Below are 17,749 nucleotides of genomic sequence, written 5' to 3'. Positions count from 1 at the left end.
AAGCACATTTCTTAGGAGCGGATTCATCCGCGATGCCGTCCGACAAACAACAAGAACACGGAGCCCCCACATGTCCCTTTCCGGCAAAACCCTCTTCATCACCGGCGCCAGCCGTGGCATCGGCCGCGAGATCGCCCTGCGCGCCGCCCGCGATGGCGCCAACATCGTCATCGCCGCCAAGAGCGCCGAGCCCCATCCGAAACTCGAAGGCACCATCTTCAGCGTCGCCGGGGAAGTCGAGGCCGCCGGCGGCAAGGCGCTGGCCCTGCAGCTGGACGTACGCGACGAGAACGCCGTGCGCGAGGCCATGGCCCGTGCCGCCGAACACTTCGGCGGCATCGACGCCGTGGTGAACAACGCCGGTGCCATCAAGCTGGTCGGCGTGGAGCGCCTGGAGCCCAAGCGCTTCGACCTGATGTACCAGATCAACACCCGCGCCGTGATGGTCTGCAGCCAGGCCGCGCTGCCCTACCTGAAGCAGAGCCAGGGCCACATCCTCAGCCTGTCGCCACCGCTGAACATCGCCAACAAATGGTTCGCCCAGCACGGCCCCTACACCGTCACCAAGTACGGCATGAGCATGCTCACCCTGGGCATGCACGAGGAGTTCAAGCGTTACGGCATCAGCGTCAACTCGCTGTGGCCGCAGACCATGATCGCCACCGCCGCCATCGAGTTCGAACTGGGCAGCCGCGACGCCTTCAAGCGCGCGCGTACGCCGGCGATCATGGCCGACGCCGCCTACGCGATTCTCTCCAGCAGCGAGCGCGCCATCAGCGGGCGCCTGCTGATCGACGAGGAAATCCTGCGCGAACAGGGCCAGACCGATTTCGAGCATTACCGCTACGACCCGAACGGCGGCTCGCTGGTGCCGGACCTGTTCCTCGACTGAATCCATGACCTCGCACCCCGTAGGATGGGTGGAGCCTGCGATACCCATCTCTTGCGGCATGGGTATCGCTCCGCTCCACCCATCCTACGGCGTGCCGCTGTCCCTTCGGCGCCCCATTTGCCGAACTGCCTGACGCACCGCGCGTCCGGGTCATAGCCTCGATGCGCAAACACCTCCTAGAGTGATGGGACGCCAGTTCCCGCAGAACAACGACAAAGCGCGAGAGCCATGACCCACGCCGACCTGATTACCCCGACCCGCTTCCTCGCCCACCTGCCAGCCACCCTCGGCCGCGTGCCGCGCATGTTGCGCGGGCTGTACTACACCGGCATCCGCAACCGCGAGAAAAATCTCTCCCTGGGCTGGGCGCTGGAGCGCGCCGCACGCCTGTATCCGGACAATCCAGCGCTGATCGATGAACGCCGACGCCTGTCCTACGCCCTTTTCAACGGCTGGGCCAACCGCCTGGCGCGAGCCTTCCAGGCCGAGGGCGTGGGCCATGGCAGCGTAGTCGCCGTGATGCTGGAGAACCGCGCCGAGCTGATGGTGGTGCTCGCCGCGCTGGCCAAGCTCGGCGCCATCGGCGCACTGGTCAACACCACCCAGCGCGGCCAGGTGCTCAGCCATAGCCTCAACCTGGTCAAGCCCAGCCACTTCGTGGTCGGCGAGGAACTGCGCGAAGCCTTCGAGGATGTCCGTCCGGTGCTTGAAAACAGCGGCGGACGCTGCTACTGGGTGGCCGACGGCGACACCCTGAGCGAACCCAGCCAGCCGCCGGTGGGCTGGCACAACCTGATGCGCATGGCCCAGGAGCAGAACTCGACCAACCTGGCGGAAACCGCCCAGGTCCGCCTGAAGGACGCCTGCTTCTACATCTACACCTCCGGCACCACCGGCCTGCCGAAAGCCTCGATCATGAGCCACGGCAAGTGGATCAAGGCCTACGGCGGCTTCGGCCATTCAGGATTGGGCCTTACGCACAGCGACGTGATCTACCTGACCCTGCCCTGCTACCACAACAATGCCGTGACCGTGTGCTGGAGCGCGGCGCTGGCCGGCGGCGCGGCCATCGCCCTGCGCCGTCGTTTCTCCGCCAGCGCCTTCTGGAAGGACGTGAAGACCTACCAGGCGACCTGCTTCGGCTACATCGGCGAGCTTTGCCGCTACCTGCTCAACCAGCCGGAATGCCCGGAGGAACGCGGCAACAGCCTGACCTGCATGATCGGCAACGGCCTGCGTCCGTCGATCTGGAACGAGTTCAAGGCGCGCTTCGGCATCGAGCGGATCACCGAGTTCTACGCTTCCAGCGAAGGCAACATCGGCTTCACCAACGTCTTCAACTTCGACAATACCGTGGGCTTCTCCCCCGCCACCTACGCCATCGTCCGCTACGACCTGGAGAACGACCAGCCGGTGCGCGGCGCCAAGGGCTTCATGGAGAAGGTCGACAAGGGCGAGGCGGGTCTGCTGATCAGCGAGATCAGCGACAAGTGGCCGTTCGACGGCTACACCGACCCGTCCAAGAGCGAGGCGGTGATCTACCGCGACGTGTTCAAGAAGGGCGATGCCTGGTTCAACACCGGCGACCTGATGCGCGACATCGGCTTCAAGCACACCCAGTTCGTCGACCGCCTGGGCGACACCTTCCGCTGGAAAGGCGAGAACGTCTCGACCACCGAGGTGGAGAACGCCCTGGGCGCCTTCCCGGCCGTCGAGGATGCGGTGGTCTATGGCGTGGAAATTCCCGGCACCAACGGCCGCTGCGGGATGGCCGCGCTGCGCCTGCGCGATGGCGCCAGCCTCGACGGCACGCAACTGGCCGAGCACCTGGACCGCGCGCTGCCGGCCTACGCCGTGCCGCTGTTCCTGCGCCTGCTGCAGCAGGTCGAGACCACCGGGACCTTCAAGTACAAGAAGACCGACCTCAAACGCAGCGCCTACGACCCTCAGCAGGTCAGCGAAGCCCTGTTCGTCCGCCTTCCCGGCGAGGCGAGCTATCGTGCACTGGATGGCGGGCTGTTCGAGGCGATCCGGCGCGGCGAGTATCGGTTCTGAGATTCGCCCCGTAGGGCGTACAACCGTTCGCGGTTGTATGCCCTACGCCACGGGTATCGCGGTGCCTGATTGGAGTTCCATCGCGGACGGAGTCCGCTCCTACACAAGCAGACTGGCGCGCGTACTGGACAGCGTTTCGTAGGAGCGGACTCTGTCCGCGATCTACATCGATGCTCGCCCTGAAGTCCCGGCAGCGTACGGTGCGCGAGCAAGAACCAGGCGTCCCCCTCGCTGCTACAGCGGCAGATCAGTTGCGGAACTGGAACTGCAGCTCCGCGCCGCGGATTTCCGAGTGCCAGCTGTCGTCGTTGGTCTCGCGTTCGTTGCGTTCGCGCTGGATCAGCCGGCCACCCACTTCGAACGGACTCTGTCCGGTCTTCTCACCGAACATCGGCGGCAGGATCGGTTTCTCTTCCGCTTCCAGCACCGGCTCGTCCGGCTGCAACTGCTTCACCAGGTCCCTGGGCAGACGCAGATCCAGTGTCACCGGTGGCAGCGGATGCTTGATGGCGGGATCAACCTCCGGCTTCTTCGCCGTCCTCGCCTTGGGGGCCGCCTCTCCCTCATGCCTGGCAGGCGCTTTCGCTTCGGGCCTGGTCGACGCTTCAATCGCTGGCGCGTTGGCCGATGCCACCGGCTCGGCCGCGGACGGCGCGGCTTCCGACTCGCGCGGCTGTTCAGCGGCCGGCTTCGGTGCCGGCGCGGCGACGGGCGCTGCTGTGGACTGCGCGGGCGGCGGGCTGGGCGCCTTGTCCTTGTGCTCGTCGCCACAGGCGGCGAGTAGCAGTGTCAGGCAGGCGGCAAGGAGGATTCGGCTGTACTTCATGATCGGGCAAGCGGGAAAAAACGCGCAATGCTGGCGCGAGTCGAAGGCCATGGCAAGAGGCCAGTTATCACAAGGATTTACTGCTACCCCCTGAGTCTGTCAAAGGCCGCCTTGCGGCGGCCTGTCATCGGTCAAGGCTTGGGCGGAAGAGCGCGCAGCGCGGCGTCGATATCCAGCTTCGGGAACTGCCGCTGCAGGGTTTGGCGCAGCGCACGAGCGTCATCCTCCCTCCCCTGCTCCTGCAACACGCGCAGGCGCAGCAGACTGGCCTGGGGCTCATCCGGCGCCATGGCATCTGCCATCGCGGTGACGGACGCCGCCTCCTCCGCCAGCGCACCGGACACCTTCGCCGCAGGCTGCTGGTTGGCGATGCCACGGGCGACGGACTCGGCCTTGCGCTTGGCCTCCGCCGGCTCGGCGGCGGGGGGCGCCGCAGGGGCCATGGCAGGCTTCGGAGCCGGTGGCGCCGCTTGCATCATCGCCGGGGCGACGGGGGCGTCGAACCGCTGCGGCGCGTCCTCGAAGGTGCGCATCGTCAGGCTCAGACCAATTCCCAGGGTCGCCAGACCGGCCACGGCGACACCCCAGCGCTGGCGGCTGCCGGAGCCCAACAGCCAGTGACGCAGACGCTCGGCGAGGCTTGGTTTGCGCGCCTCCACGGCGGCGCGGGCAGCGGCCAGGATGCGCGCGTCCAGCTGCGCCGACGGCTGCTCATCGCTGTGCCGGCGGTAGTGCTCGAGCAGCTCCTGCTCGTGCGGATCGCGGTTCATGGGCTCACCTCCTCGGTCGCCGCCGGGTCGGACAGCAACCGGCGCAGTTTCTGCATCGCGTAGCGCAGCCGGCTCTTCACCGTCTCGGCCGGGGTTCGCGTCAGCTCGGCAATCTCGTTCAGTTCCAGGTCGCCGTGGGCGCGCAGCAGGAACACTTCGCGCTGTTCCTCCGGCAGCGCCTCCAGCGCGCCCTGCAGGCGCTGTTGATCACGGCTCAGGACCAGCTCGCGCTCGGGGTCCTCGCTTTCGCCGGACAGCGCTTCGCCGTGCAATTGCTCATCGAAGGTCTCCTGGCGCCCCTGGTGCCGACCGAGCTTGCGCCAGTGGTCGATCAGCCGGTTACGGCCGATCTGATACAGCCAGGTCTTGAAGCTGGCCGATCCCGGCTGGCTGTCGCTGCGCACCAGGCTCAGCCAGGTTTCCTGGAAGACTTCCTCGGCCTGTGTGTTGTCGCCGCACAGGCCGCAGAGAAAGCGGAACAGGCCGAGGCGATGGCGAGCGTAGAGCTCGGCGAAGGCCTCGGCGTCACCTTGTCGATAACGCCGCAGCAGTGCGGCGTCACTGTCGTCCCTGAGGGGTATGTTCACATCACTCGATCCGTGCCTGTTCGGGTACCGGGGTCTGCAGGCTCTGCGCCAGCTCGGCGAGCTGGACGAACTCCGCACGCAGGCCGAAGCGATCCTCGCCCCGCGCGGCGCGAGCCAGCTGCACAGTATCGCCGATGTCGAAGGCACTGGTGTAGCGACCGCCCTCCAGTTGCTGGGCAAAGGCGGCAACGGCGGCAGCGAAACGCAGGTCGTCGCTGGCCTGGGCAATGTCGGCGCGCTGCTCGGCGGCGCGGATCGGGCGCTCGATCAGTTGACTGGCGCCGCCCTGCGGGCCCTTGTAGCGCACCCGCAGCAGGGCCAGTTCGTCGCCCTTGGCATCGGCTTTCGCGGCACTGTTCTGGTAACGCAACGGCTCCAGCCAGCCCTTGCCGCCGGCGGGGACTATCTCGTAGAGCGCGGTGACCGTATGCCCGGCGCCGATCTCGCCGGCATCCACCTTGTCGTTGCTGAAATCCTCGCGCTTGAGGGCACGGTTCTCGTAGCCCAGCAAACGGTATTCGCTGACCTGGGCCGGGTTGAATTCCAGCTGGATCTTCACATCCTTGGCCACTACCGCCAGGGTCGAACTGAGCTGCTCCACCAACACCTTGCGCGCCTCGCGCAGGTTGTCGATGTAGGCGTAGTTGCCGTCGCCGGCATCGGCCAGCTGCTCCATGAGCTGCTCGTTGTAGTTGTCCACGCCGTAACCGAGGGTGGTCAGCGACACGCCGCTGCGGCGCTTCTCGGCGGCCATCTGCTTGAGCGTCTCGAAGTCGCTGATGCCGACGTTGAAGTCGCCGTCAGTGGCCAGCAGGATGCGGTTGATGCCCTTGTCCAGATAGCCCTTCTGCGCCATCCGGTAGGCCAGTTCGATGCCCGAGGCGCCGGCGGTGGAACCGCCCGCCTGGAGCTGTTCGATGGCATTGCGGATGGTCGCCTTGTCACGTCCGGAAGTCGGCTCCAGCACCACCCGCGATTCGCCGGCATAGACCACCAGGGACACCTTGTCCTGGTCGCGCAACTGGTCCACCAGCAACTTCAGCGTGCTTTTCACCAGCGGCAGGCCCTCGCGGCGATCCATGGAGCCGGAGACGTCCACCAGGAACACCAGGTTGGCCGGCGGCAGCTCGGCCACGCTGCGATCCGACGCCTTGATGCCCACTCGCAGCAGGCGGGTATTCGGGTTCCATGGCGTGGGCGCAAGTTCGGTGGTGATGCCAAAGGGCGATGCGGCATCGCCGGGCAGCGCGTAGTCGTAGGGGAAGTAGTTGACCATCTCCTCCAGCCGAACCGCTCCCTTGGGCGGCAGCCGGCCTTCATTGAGGATGCGCCGGACGTTGGCATAGCTGCCGGTGTCCACGTCGATGCTGAAGGTGGAGACCGGGTCCTGGGCGACGGCGTGGATCGGGTTATCCGGCAGCGTCTGGTATTGCTCGCGGGGCACGTCCACGTAGCCGGGCTGCTGCATGTCCGCCATGGGCGCGGGCATGATGCTCGCGACCGGAGCCTGGGCGACGTAGCCGGCGGCGCGCTGCACCTTTGCACTCTCCTCCAGACGAGGCGCGGGCGGAGGGCTGGCCGGCTTGGCGAGCGGCTCGACCTGGATGGCATCGGTGTTCGCGGCGGCCTTCTGCTTCGGCTCGCCCTCGCGGGAGATACCGCAGCCGGCGACGGCGATCAGCAGGCCAATGGCAAAGCCCTGGGCGGCAGGGCGAAGGAAGTGAACGGGAAGCGACATGGCGGCGGCCTCGTGGAGGGATTCAACTTCTCAGACGAGACCGTGTGGGGAAACGGGTTAACGCAGTGTGAAGCGGGAGCTTTTCGTGGGAGCGGACTCCGTCCGCGATAGGCTCCGCTGTGGCGCTGATCGCGGACGGAGTCCGCTCCTACAGGTGTTCAACGGCGGACCTCAGGCTGGCTCTCGTAGGAGCGGATCTTATCCGCGAATCGCGCAGGAACGCGGACAAGGTCCGCTCCCACGAAAGCAAAGCGATTACGCCGCGATCAGCCCTTCCTGGCACAGCTGGCAGGCCAGCATGCCGAGGGTCATGATCGCCCGCTCGGCCTCGCGGTCCCACGGAATGCCGCAGGTCAGGCGCAGGCAGTTATTGAACTGCTCGGTGTTACTGAAGATCAGCCCCGGCGCGATGCTGATGCCCTGCTCCAGCGCGCGCACGTGCAGCTCCTTGGTATTCACCTTGGCCGGCAGGCTGACCCAGAGGATGAAACCACCCTTGGGCCGGGTCATCTGCGTGCCTTCGGGGAAGTACTGCTGCACCGCCAGCTGGTAGGCGGTCATGTTCTTGCGGTACTCCTGGCGGATATAGCGCAGGTGCCGGTCGTAGCCACCGTTCTCCAGGTAGGCCGCCACGCCCATCTGGGTGACGGTGCACGCCGAATGGGTGGTGAAGGTCTGCAGGCGGCGGATTTCCTCCTGGTAGCGCTCGGTGATGATCCAGCCGATGCGCACGCCGGGGGAAATGGTCTTGGAGAAGCTGGAGCAGTACACCACTCGGCCATCGCGATCATGGGCCTTGAGCGCCTTGGTCTGGCCCTGGTCGAACATCAACTCGCCGTAGATGTCGTCCTCGATCACCCCGATGTTGTGTTCGGCGGTGAGCTTGAGCAGCTGCTTCTGGCGCTCCTCGGGGATGGTGCCGCCCAGTGGGTTGCTCAGGCGCGGAGTCAGCACCAGCGCCTTGATCGGCCACTGGTTGGCGGCCAGTTGCAGCGCCTCCAGGCTGATGCCGGTGAGCGGGTCGCTGGGAATCTCGATGACCTTGAGGCCGAGGATGTCGGCCAGTTGCAGCAGGCCGTAGTAGCTCGGCGACTCGGTGGCGATCAGGTCGCCCGGGCGGGTCATCACCCGCAGCGCCATGTGGATGGCATCCACGCAGCCATGGGTGATGGTCACCTGAGTCGGGTCGACCACCACGCCGGCATCGCGCATGCGGATCGCCACCTGGCGGCGCAGCGGCTCATAGCCGGGGCTGAACATGTAGCTGAAGGCGCGCGGGCTGGAGAAGCGGGTGACCTTGGCCAACTGCTGGTGCAGCGCCCGGACCGGGAGGTAGTCCACATGCGGCACCGCGGCGCCCAGCGGGAACACGCCTTCGCGGCGCGCCTCGGCGAGCACCTGGTTGATGATGCTGCTGCGGGTGACCAGGCCGGGACGCTCGACCCGGGCGATATCCGGGGTCGACGCGGTCAGCGCCGGCGTGCGATGCACGTAGTAGCCCGATTGCGGACGCGCGCGGATCAGCCCCTGGTCTTCGAGGGTGGCATAGGCCTGCAACACCGTGGCATGGCTGACGTTGAGCTGGGTGCTCAGCTTGCGCACGGACGGCACGCGCTCGCCCGGCTGGTAGACACCCCGGCGGATGTCTTCGGCCAGTTGCTGGGCGATGCGCTGGTACAGAAGCAGATTGGACATGACGGCCATCCCTCGGTCATTGGACCGAAACAGTAGCTAAAAAGCCGCAACTGTTCCAGAACAGTGACAGGGATTGTGCGCGTTACAGTTACCGCTGACCAGCGCCGCGTGGGGTGCGAGGCGTCAGACCTCGCCGAGCCAGTCCAGCACGCCGAAGGCGACCAGTTGCGCATCACTGGTCAGGCCCAGCTTCTGCATGGCGTTGCGTTTGTGGGTACTGATGGTCGAGACGCTGCGGTTGGTGCGCTCGGCGATCTCGCCAACGGTGGCGCCGTGGGCCAGGCGCCGGATGATGTCCATCTCGGTGGGGCTCAGCGGTCGTCCGGTATGGCGCGGCTGGCGCAGGGTCGGGTCGATGTAGGTTTCGCCACGGCGAACGCGCTGTATGGCATCGGTGAGCACGCTCAGTGCACTGCGCTTGCAAACGTAGCCCAGCGCACCGCACTTCACCACCGACGCCGCCATCAGCGGGGCGCCGAGCAGCGAGTACACCAGGATCTGTACGTTGGGATAGTGGCGGCGCAGCCATTCGATGAGGTGTACGCCGTCGCGCCCACGCTCTCCCGGCAACGCCATTTCCATGATCAGCAGGTCGGTATCGGTCCATTCGCTCAAAGCGGTCAGCAGACTCTCCGTGTCGCTGACATAGGCTTTCACCTGAGCGTCGCAGTGGTCGGCCAGATAATGCTCCAGCCCCCAGCCGATCATCGGCTGGGCATCGGCCACAATCACGTTCAAGGTCTTTTTTTCGGACAGCATTTACGTCTCTCGCTGGTGGCTCCCCAGCATGGGGATTAGTCGCTGGGGATTATTTTCGCCAACGCAGACCTCGAACAATTTCGAGATACCCCAGCAAAAAGCCCCGGAGCAGGCTGCTCCGGGGCTTCATTTGCAACCCGATGTAACCGTGTGCGCTCAGCGCTCGGCGCCCAGCTGGCCCTTTTCGTCGGAGAAGACGATCTCGACCCGGCGGTTCTGTGCACGGCCCAGCGACGACGCATTGTCCGACACCGGATAGGCCTCGCCGTAGCCCTGCACCTGGATGCGCTTGGGGTCGACGCCCAGGTCGGACAGTGCGTCCGCCACCGCCTGCGCGCGGTCCTTCGACAGCTGCTGGTTCAGCTGCTGGTCGCCGTCGCTGTCGGTATAGCCTTCGATGCGGATCACCCGCCGCGGGTTGAGCTGGAGGAACTGCACCACCTTGAGCACGGTACGGTTGGCGGCGGGTTTGAGGTCCGCCTCGCCGCTGTCGAACAGCACGTCACCCAGGGTCAGTACCAGGCCGCGCTCGGTTTCGTTGGTGGCCAGGCTGACCATCTGCTGCTCCAGCCACTTGTTCTGCTCCTGCACGTTGGCCAGGCGCGCTTCACGCATGGCCAGTTGCAGGCGCTCGCGCTCGAGCTGCTGCTTGGCCAGGCGCTCCTGGTTCAGCGCGTAGTTGCTGTGCTCGCGGGCGATCTCGCTGTAACGCTGGCTGAGGTAGGAGTACTGCAGCACGTCATCGCTGCTACCCCAGTAGTTGGACAGGCGCTCGGCACGCGCCAGGGACTCGCCCGCGCGGATCACGTCCTTGGGCGCACTGCGCAGCACCGCGGAATCTTCCTTCACGGACTGGAACTGGCTACGCGCCTGCTCCAGGGACTTCTCGCTCAGCTGGCTGTTGGCGCAACCCGCCAGCGCGACCACGGAGCCCAGTGTCGCGAGACGCAACAGTTGCAGTGAAGTCATTGTGCTTCTCCCAACTGTTTGCGCAGACGATTGATGCTCTTGCTCTGCTCGGCCAACTGATTCGCGCTCTTGCGCGTCAGCTCCTTGGCCTCGGCCAGGCGGGCATCGAGTTCGGCCTGCTCGGCGAGCTGCCGTGCCTTCTTGTTCGACTCCACCGCCAGGGCGCCCTTGGCGGCCTGGTACTTGTCCTCGGCGAGCTTGAGCTCCGCTACATCATCCGTTGCGCCCACGGCCTTGGCCTGCTCTAGCGCCTGCTCGGTGAGGCGCATCTGCTCGGTGGGTGCCGGGTCGTTCGTTGCACAACCGGCCAGGGCAAAAAGAGCCAGACCGGCGGCCATCATCCGTCGATTGATCACGAAATCTGTTGTCCTACTGGGTGGGAGTGCTGGCGGGCTGCAACTGCTGCCCCTTCCAGCGGGCCAGGTTGTCCTGCAGCAGGCGCTGCGGGACTCCGGCGGCCGTCAATTCTGTCATTTTTTTCGCCAGTTGTCCGCGCAGCCACGGGTCGTTGCAGGCCGAGTTGTGCGCCAGGGTCAGGTACAGACCCTCGCTGGATACTGCCGGTTCCAGCGGCTGGAGGTCATCCAGCATGCCGAGGGTAGCGGCCACGGCCAGGCCGGGATAGTGCTCGTAGATCACATAATCGGAGCGCTTGAGCAGCAGCTTCTGGAAGGCCTGGGTCAGGCTGGGTACCTCCTCCAGGGTCAGTTGCTGCTTGGCGAAGGCGTCGAAATCTGCGCCAAAACTGTTGTTCACCAGGGTGCCGCCCTTCAGGCCGCGCAGGTCCTCCCAGTGCGCATAGGGGATGGTGGCGTCCTTGCGGGTCCAGACCACGCTGTCGGTGGTGAGGAAGGCGGGATGGACGTAGTCCATGGTTTCCATCCGCGCCGGCGTCAGGAAGGCGCCGGCGATCAGGTCGACGCGCCCCAGTCGCGCTTCCTCCTGCGCCCGTGCCCAGGAGCCGGTATAAATCACCCGGATGTCGACGCCAATGGCCTTGCCGATTTCCTGCAGCAGGTCGGCATTGGCGCCGATCAGGCGCTCGGGCTTCATCGGGTCGCGCCACAGGTAGGGCGGGTATTCGGGGTTGCCCGTGGCGACCAGGCGCTCGCACTTGCCCGCGGCGAGCCCCACCAGGGGAGCCGAAAAGGTCACCAGCAGAAGAGCTGCACGCAGCATCATCGAGTAATGGAGCATGGTTAATCTCGCTTACCGGAAGTAAGAACGGTCATGCTTAGACCTGCAAAATGCTAGCGTAAAGCACACCATCCGATTTGGTAATAAGGACTTCTCATGAAGAAAGCCCTTCTGTTCCTCGTCCTGCTGCTCGCCGCCTCGGGGGGCATCCTCTATGCCTTCCCCTCCACGCTGCTGGCCACCGCGCAGTTCGCCGAAAGCAGCCGCGCGGGCCTCAGCGAACGCAGCGTGACGGCGGATAACCTCGACATTCGCTACTACGAGGGCGGTCCGGACAAGGCCCAGACCATCCTGCTGGTCCACGGTTTCGGCGCCGACAAGAGCAACTGGCTGCGCTTCGCCCGCTTCCTCACCGACCGCTACCACGTCATCGCCGTGGACCTTCCGGGCTTCGGCGACAGCAGCAAACCTTCCAACATCAGCTACGACGTCGGCACCCAGGCCGAACGCCTGGCGGACTTCATGCGCGAACTGGGCATCGGCCGCTACCACGTGGTCGGCAACTCCATGGGCGGTCACATCGCCGCCCTGCTTGCCGCGCGCCACCCGAACGAAGTGCTGTCGGCCGGCCTGTTCGACAACGCCGGAGTCATGGCGCCCCGTCAGAGCGAACTGTTCCAGCGCCTGAGCAAGGGCGAGGACAACCCGCTGCTGCTGCGTTCGGTGGACGACTTCCCTGCCCTGCTCGACTTCGTCTTCGTGCAGCGGCCGCCAATGCCCTCGCGGCTGGAGCACTACCTGGCGGAGCGTTCGCTGGAGCGCAGCGCCTTCAACAGCAGGATCTTCCAGCAACTGCGTGAACGCTACATCCCGCTGGAGCCGGAACTGCCGAAGATCACCGCGCCGACCCTGCTGCTGTGGGGCGACCGTGACCGGGTGCTGGACGTGTCCAGCATCGACGTGATGAAACCCCTGCTGAAGAAACCCAGCGTAGCCATCCTGCGCGATTGCGGCCATGTACCGATGATCGAACGGCCGGAGGAAACCGCCCAGCTGTATCTGGATTTCCTCAAGCAGAGCCAGGCACCGGCCACCGCAGCCAACTGACAGACCCGAAAAGCAGAAACGGCGCCCAGGGCGCCGTTTCTGTTTGAGCCGATGCCCGACCAGTGGCCGGGCTTCAACCTCAGAGCTGGATCAGATTGGGAATCTGCACGTCCGGATTGACGTCCTGCTCGTAGTCCACACCGGCGATCTCGAAGCCGAACAGGCGCAGGAACTCGGTCTTGTAGCCGGTGAAGTCGGTCAGCTGGTACAGGTTTTCGTTGGTCACCTTGTCCCACAGGTCCTTCACGGTGTTCTGCACGTCCGGCTGCAGCTCCTTGTAGTCGGCGCGCAGGCGGCCGTCGGCGTCCAGGTGCGGTTCGGCGCCGTACAGGCTTTCGCGGAACAGACCGTCGACCTGCTCGATGCAGCCTTCGTGGGTGCCCTTCTCCTTCATCACCTTGAACAGCAGCGACAGGTACAGCGGCATCATCGGGATAGCCGAGCTGGCCTGGGTGACCACGGCCTTGAGCACGGAAACGCGGGCGTCACCGCCGGTGGCGGCCAGCTTCTCGCGAATGCCCAGGACCTTCTGGTCCAGGTCCTTCTTGGCGGCGCCGATGGAGCCGTTCCAGTACAGGTCGTGGGTGATCTCTTCGCCCAGGTAGGTGAAGGCGGTGGTCTTCACGCCATCGGCCAGCACGCCGGCTTCCTGCAGCGCGTCCATCCACATCTGCCAGTCTTCACCGCCCATCACCGCCACGGTGTTGGCGATTTCCTCGGCAGTGGCCGGCTCCATCACGCTTTCCTTGATCACTTCCTTGTCGGTATCCAGACCACGGAAGTTGACGGTCTTGCCGACCGGCTTGAGCACGGAGTTGAAGACCTCGCCGGTCTTCGGGTGGGTCCGGCGCGGCGCGGCTAGGCTGTAGACCACCAGGTCGACCTTGCCCAGGTCCTGCTTGATGGTCTCGATGGTGACCTTCTTCACTTCGTCGGAGAAGGCGTCGCCATTGATGCTGCGCGCATACAGGCCCTTGGCGTGGGCGAACTTCTCGAAGGCGGCCGAGTTGTACCAACCGGCGGTGCCTGCCTTGGTTTCGCTGCCCGGACGCTCGAAGAACACGCCCAGGGTGTCGGCGCCGGCGCCAAAGGCGGCGCTGATGCGCGCGGCCAGGCCGTAGCCGGTAGAGGAACCGATGACCAGGACCTTCTTCGGACCGTTGGCGATGGGGCCATGCGCCTCGACGTACTCGATCTGTTCCTTGACGTTGGCTTCACAGCCGGTCGGGTGGGTAGTGACGCAGATGAAGCCACGCACGCGCGGTTTGATGATCATGAAAACCTCGGTAGCCAGGTGTCGATTGAACACATTCAGGAACTGGAGACGTCGCGCATTGTAGATGAGACACCTTCGTCCGGGGACTTATCGGCGAAGTTTCGTGACCAATGGGTCATGCGCGCGGAAAACAGGCCTTTTCAGAGCAGAATCAAGGACCTGAAATGAAAGAACCCGCCACATGGGGCGGGTTCCTTGACGCAAGCGGATCAGGCTCAGACGGCCTTTTCCAGCTCCGGTACGGCTTCGAACAGGTCGGCGACCAGGCCGTAGTCGGCAACCTGGAAGATCGGCGCCTCTTCGTCCTTGTTGATCGCAACGATCACTTTCGAATCCTTCATGCCCGCCAGGTGCTGGATGGCACCGGAGATGCCGACCGCGATGTACAGCTGCGGAGCAACGATCTTGCCGGTCTGGCCGACCTGCATGTCGTTCGGCACGAAGCCGGCGTCGACCGCGGCACGGGAAGCACCAACAGCGGCGCCCAGCTTGTCGGCCAGGGCGTAGAGGATTTTGAAGTTGTCGCCGTTGCCCATGCCGCGGCCGCCGGAAACGACGATCTTGGCAGCGGTCAGTTCCGGACGGTCGGACTTGGCCAGCTCTTCGCCGACGAAGGCGGACTTGCCGGCATCGGCCGGGCCGGAAACGGCTTCGACAGCGGCCGAACCACCTTCGGCAGCAACGGCGTCGAAGCCGGTGCCACGCACGGTGATGACCTTGACGGCAGCCGAGGACTGCACGGTCGCGATGGCGTTACCGGCATAGATCGGGCGCTTGAAGGTGTCGGCGCTGACTACTTCGATGATCTCGGAGATCTGGTCGACGTCCAGCAGGGCGGCAACGCGCGGCAGGAAGTTCTTGCCGTTGGTGGTGGCGGCGGCCAGCACGTGGCTGTAGCCCTTGCCCAGCTCAGCGATCAGCGGAGCAACGTTCTCCGGCAGCTGGTGAGCGTAGGCGGCGTTGTCGGCGACCAGCACCTTGGAAACGCCTGCGATCTTGGCAGCGGCTTCGGCCACGCCGCCAACGTTCTGGCCAGCGACCAGGACTACGACGTCGCCACCGATCTTCTGCGCGGCAGCGACGGTGTTCAGGGTGGCAGCGCCCAGAGCGCCGTTGTTGTGCTCAGCGATTACCAGGATAGCCATCAGATTACTTTCGCCTCGTTCTTCAGTTTCTCGACCAGTTCGGCAACGGACTTGACCTTGACGCCAGCGCTGCGGGCAGCCGGCGCTTCGACTTTCACGGTCTTCACGGTGGAAGCGGTGGAAACGCCCAGGGCGTCCGGGGTCACCACGTCCAGCGGCTTCTTCTTCGCCTTCATGATGTTCGGCAGCGACGCGTAGCGCGGCTCGTTCAGGCGCAGGTCGGTGGTGACGATCGCCGGCAGGTTCAGGGCAACGGTCTGCAGGCCGCCGTCGATTTCACGGGTGACGTTGACCTTGTCGCCAGCGACCTCGACCTTGGAGGCGAAGGTGCCTTGGGCGTAGCCGGACAGCGCAGCCAGCATCTGGCCGGTCTGGTTGTTGTCGCTGTCGATGGCCTGTTTGCCGAGGATGACCAGCTGCGGCAGCTCCTTGTCCACGATGGCTTTCAGGGCCTTGGCGACAGCCAGGGAATTCAGTTCGTCGTTGGATTCGACGAGGATGGCGCGATCGGCACCCAGAGCCAGCGCGGTACGCAGTTGCTCCTGGGCGGCGGTCGGGCCGACGGAGACCGCAACGATCTCGGTGGCGACGCCTTTCTCTTTCAGGCGAACGGCTTCTTCCACGGCGATTTCGCAGAAGGGGTTCATGGACATCTTGACGTTGGCGAGATCGACGCCGGAGTTGTCCGCCTTGACGCGGACCTTGACGTTATAGTCAACCACTCGTTTGACAGCTACAAGAACCTTCATGGATTCCTCGTTATTCTCCGGTGAATAGGAATGTCGCCAGACAGGCCTGGCTGGTAGTGCACGCCATCTGCGACTACATCCAGCGAGACCGCGACCGCAAAACCGCAGGTATCTTGACCGCATCGCCCTGGCGGGTCAATACGCGAAAATACCCCTTCATAAGCCGCGGACCCCGATTCTATCAGGGTTACATGCGATTCAAACAAACGTTTGTATTGCGCTCGATAAAGGGTTTAGATATAGCAACAGGTCTAGCTATAATGCGCCCCGCTCTTACCGGGTGGGGGCACGCCCAACCCAATACCTACAAAATGCCCAGAGCCTTGATTCAGGAGAGATCGATAGTGGAACGCGAATTTATGGAATTCGACGTCGTCATCGTCGGCGCCGGCCCTGCCGGTCTGTCCGCCGCTTGCCGACTGAAGCAGAAGGCCGCCGACGCCGGTCAGGAAATCAGCGTCTGTGTGGTCGAGAAGGGTTCCGAAGTGGGCGCCCACATCCTCTCCGGCGCCGTGTTCGAGCCCCGCGCGCTCAACGAGCTGTTCCCCAACTGGAAAGAGCTCGAAGCGCCGCTGAACACCCCGGTCAAGCGTGACGACATCTATGTGCTGAAGAGCCCGGAAGCGGCGTCCAAGGTGCCGAACTTCTTCGTGCCCAAGACCATGCACAACGAAGGCAACTACATCATCTCCCTGGGCAACCTTTGCCGCTGGCTGGCCCAGCAGGCCGAAGGCCTGGGCGTCGAGATCTACCCGGGCTTCGCCGCCCAGGAAGCGCTGATCGACGAAAATGGCGTGGTGCGCGGCATCGTCACCGGCGACCTGGGCGTCGACCGCGAAGGCAATCCGAAAGAGGGTTACTACACCCCCGGCATGGAACTGCGCGCCAAGTACACCCTGTTCGCCGAAGGCTGCCGTGGCCACATCGGCAAGCAGCTGATCAAGAAGTACAAGCTCGACAGCGAAGCCGACGCCCAGCACTACGGCATCGGTATCAAGGAAATCTGGGACATCGACCCGGCCAAGCACGAGCAGGGCCTGGTGGTGCACACCGCCGGCTGGCCGCTGAACGACGAGAACCCGGGCGGTTCCTTCCTCTATCACCTGGAGAACAACCAGGTGGTGGTCGGCCTGATCATCGACCTGTCCTACACCAACCCGCACCTGTCGCCGTTCGACGAATTCCAGCGCTACAAGCACCACCCGGTGATCAAGCAGTACCTGGAAGGCGGCAAGCGCGTGGCCTACGGCGCTCGTGCCATCTGCAAGGGCGGCCTGAACTCGCTGCCGAAGATGGTCTTCCCGGGCGGCGCACTGATCGGTTGCGACCTGGGCACCCTGAACTTCGCCAAGATCAAGGGCAGCCACACCGCCATGAAGTCCGGCATGCTGGCTGCTGACGCCGTTGCCGAAGCCCTGGCCGCCGGCCGTGAAGGCGGCGACGAGCTGACCAACTACGTCGATGCGTTCAAGGGCAGCTGGCTGTACGACGAGCTGTTCCGCAGCCGTAACTTCGGCGCGGCCATCCACAAGTTCGGCGCCATCGGTGGCGGTGCGTTCAACTTCATCGACCAGAACATCTTCGGCGGCAAGATCCCGTTCACCCTGCACGACACGACGCCGGACTACGCGACCCTGAAGAAGGCCAGCGAAGCACCGAAGATCGACTACCCCAAGCCCGACGGCAAGATCAGCTTCGACAAGCTCTCCTCGGTGTTCCTCTCCAACACCAACCACGAGGAAGACCAGCCGATCCACCTGCGCCTGACCGACCCGAGCGTCCCGGTACAGAAGAACCTGCCGCTCTACGACGAGCCTGCGCAGCGTTACTGCCCGGCCGGCGTGTACGAAGTGGTGAGCAACGACGACGGCAGCAAGCGCTTCCAGATCAACGCGCAGAACTGCGTGCACTGCAAGACCTGCGACATCAAGGACCCGGCCCAGAACATCACCTGGGTGGCACCGGAAGGTACCGGCGGTCCGAACTACCCCAACATGTAATGCGTTGGCGATAACGAAAAAGGCTCCCCCTTCGGGAGCCTTTT

16 protein-coding genes are annotated in these 17,749 nt (G+C 64.8%); 4 read left to right on the top strand and 12 right to left on the bottom strand.

Going from position 1 to position 17,749, the window contains the following annotated elements; genetic code table 11:
* The first annotated feature begins 70 nt into the window (after positions 1-70).
* Positions 71-892: an SDR family oxidoreductase gene (locus ACQ5BL_RS03135; protein WP_243805055.1), complete on the top strand. Its 822-nt coding sequence runs from the start codon at positions 71-73 to the stop codon at positions 890-892.
* Between the two features lie 228 nt (positions 893-1,120).
* On the top strand, positions 1,121-2,947 hold the full coding sequence (locus tag ACQ5BL_RS03130) for a long-chain-acyl-CoA synthetase (RefSeq protein ID WP_243805056.1): 1,827 nt from the start codon (positions 1,121-1,123) through the stop codon (positions 2,945-2,947).
* Positions 2,948-3,194: 247 nt separating this feature from the next.
* Here the strand turns inward: ACQ5BL_RS03130 and ACQ5BL_RS03125 are convergent, their stop codons facing one another.
* The 9 genes from ACQ5BL_RS03125 to ACQ5BL_RS03085 all read right to left on the bottom strand — a co-directional run bounded on the left by ACQ5BL_RS03125 (position 3,195) and on the right by ACQ5BL_RS03085 (position 11,488).
* Complete coding sequence (locus ACQ5BL_RS03125; protein ID WP_243805124.1) at positions 3,195-3,824, bottom strand: hypothetical protein; 630 nt, start codon at positions 3,822-3,824, stop codon at positions 3,195-3,197.
* Between the two features lie 80 nt (positions 3,825-3,904).
* Positions 3,905-4,543, bottom strand: a complete 639-nt coding sequence (locus ACQ5BL_RS03120; protein ID WP_243805057.1) for a hypothetical protein — start codon at positions 4,541-4,543, stop codon at positions 3,905-3,907.
* The gene (locus ACQ5BL_RS03115; RefSeq protein WP_243805058.1) at positions 4,540-5,130 is read right to left on the bottom strand and encodes an RNA polymerase sigma factor; all 591 of its coding nucleotides are present in this window, start codon (positions 5,128-5,130) and stop codon (positions 4,540-4,542) included. Before ACQ5BL_RS03115 ends, ACQ5BL_RS03120 begins: the two co-directional genes overlap by 4 nt.
* A 1-nt stretch (position 5,131) precedes the next feature.
* A complete protein-coding gene (locus tag ACQ5BL_RS03110; protein WP_243805059.1) occupies positions 5,132-6,868 on the bottom strand; it encodes a vWA domain-containing protein in 1,737 nt (578 codons plus the stop codon).
* Positions 6,869-7,123: 255 nt separating this feature from the next.
* The gene (locus tag ACQ5BL_RS03105; protein WP_207884461.1) at positions 7,124-8,563 is read right to left on the bottom strand and encodes a PLP-dependent aminotransferase family protein; all 1,440 of its coding nucleotides are present in this window, start codon (positions 8,561-8,563) and stop codon (positions 7,124-7,126) included.
* Between the two features lie 123 nt (positions 8,564-8,686).
* Positions 8,687-9,322: a response regulator transcription factor gene (locus tag ACQ5BL_RS03100; protein ID WP_207884460.1), complete on the bottom strand. Its 636-nt coding sequence runs from the start codon at positions 9,320-9,322 to the stop codon at positions 8,687-8,689.
* A gap of 156 nt (positions 9,323-9,478) precedes the next feature.
* On the bottom strand, positions 9,479-10,291 hold the full coding sequence (locus ACQ5BL_RS03095) for an OmpA family protein (RefSeq protein WP_243805060.1): 813 nt from the start codon (positions 10,289-10,291) through the stop codon (positions 9,479-9,481).
* Complete coding sequence (locus ACQ5BL_RS03090; RefSeq protein WP_243434540.1) at positions 10,288-10,632, bottom strand: DUF4398 domain-containing protein; 345 nt, start codon at positions 10,630-10,632, stop codon at positions 10,288-10,290. Before ACQ5BL_RS03090 ends, ACQ5BL_RS03095 begins: the two co-directional genes overlap by 4 nt.
* 28 nt (positions 10,633-10,660) lie before the next feature.
* Positions 10,661-11,488 (bottom strand): transporter substrate-binding domain-containing protein, encoded by an 828-nt coding sequence (locus ACQ5BL_RS03085; protein ID WP_207884457.1) that lies wholly within the window; start codon positions 11,486-11,488, stop codon positions 10,661-10,663.
* A 96-nt stretch (positions 11,489-11,584) separates the two neighbouring features.
* Between ACQ5BL_RS03085 and ACQ5BL_RS03080 the strand changes: the two genes are divergently transcribed.
* Complete coding sequence (locus tag ACQ5BL_RS03080; RefSeq protein ID WP_243805061.1) at positions 11,585-12,535, top strand: alpha/beta fold hydrolase; 951 nt, start codon at positions 11,585-11,587, stop codon at positions 12,533-12,535.
* 79 nt (positions 12,536-12,614) lie between these two features.
* On the opposite strand, the gene fabV is transcribed toward ACQ5BL_RS03080, so the two are convergent.
* From fabV to ACQ5BL_RS03065, 3 genes are all read right to left on the bottom strand, one after another.
* Positions 12,615-13,811, bottom strand: coding sequence for an enoyl-ACP reductase FabV (gene fabV / locus ACQ5BL_RS03075; RefSeq protein WP_207884455.1), 1,197 nt, complete (start codon positions 13,809-13,811; stop codon positions 12,615-12,617).
* 215 nt (positions 13,812-14,026) lie between these two features.
* Entirely contained in the window at positions 14,027-14,956 is a 930-nt protein-coding gene (locus ACQ5BL_RS03070) for an electron transfer flavoprotein subunit alpha/FixB family protein (protein WP_243805062.1), read from the bottom strand.
* Positions 14,956-15,705 carry an electron transfer flavoprotein subunit beta/FixA family protein gene (locus ACQ5BL_RS03065; protein ID WP_243805063.1) on the bottom strand — a complete coding sequence of 250 codons (750 nt, stop codon included), beginning with the start codon at positions 15,703-15,705 and terminating at the stop codon, positions 14,956-14,958. Before ACQ5BL_RS03065 ends, ACQ5BL_RS03070 begins: the two co-directional genes overlap by 1 nt.
* A gap of 311 nt (positions 15,706-16,016) precedes the next feature.
* Here ACQ5BL_RS03065 and ACQ5BL_RS03060 point away from each other — a divergent pair, with 311 nt between their 5' ends.
* Positions 16,017-17,705 carry an electron transfer flavoprotein-ubiquinone oxidoreductase gene (locus ACQ5BL_RS03060; RefSeq protein ID WP_279577196.1) on the top strand — a complete coding sequence of 563 codons (1,689 nt, stop codon included), beginning with the start codon at positions 16,017-16,019 and terminating at the stop codon, positions 17,703-17,705.
* The last annotated feature ends 44 nt before the right edge of the window (positions 17,706-17,749 follow it).

Origin of the sequence: Pseudomonas sp. B1-22, assembly GCF_050474425.1 — a bacterium.
Lineage (GTDB): Bacteria > Pseudomonadota > Gammaproteobacteria > Pseudomonadales > Pseudomonadaceae > Pseudomonas.
This window is presented reverse-complemented; position numbering and strand designations above follow the sequence as displayed.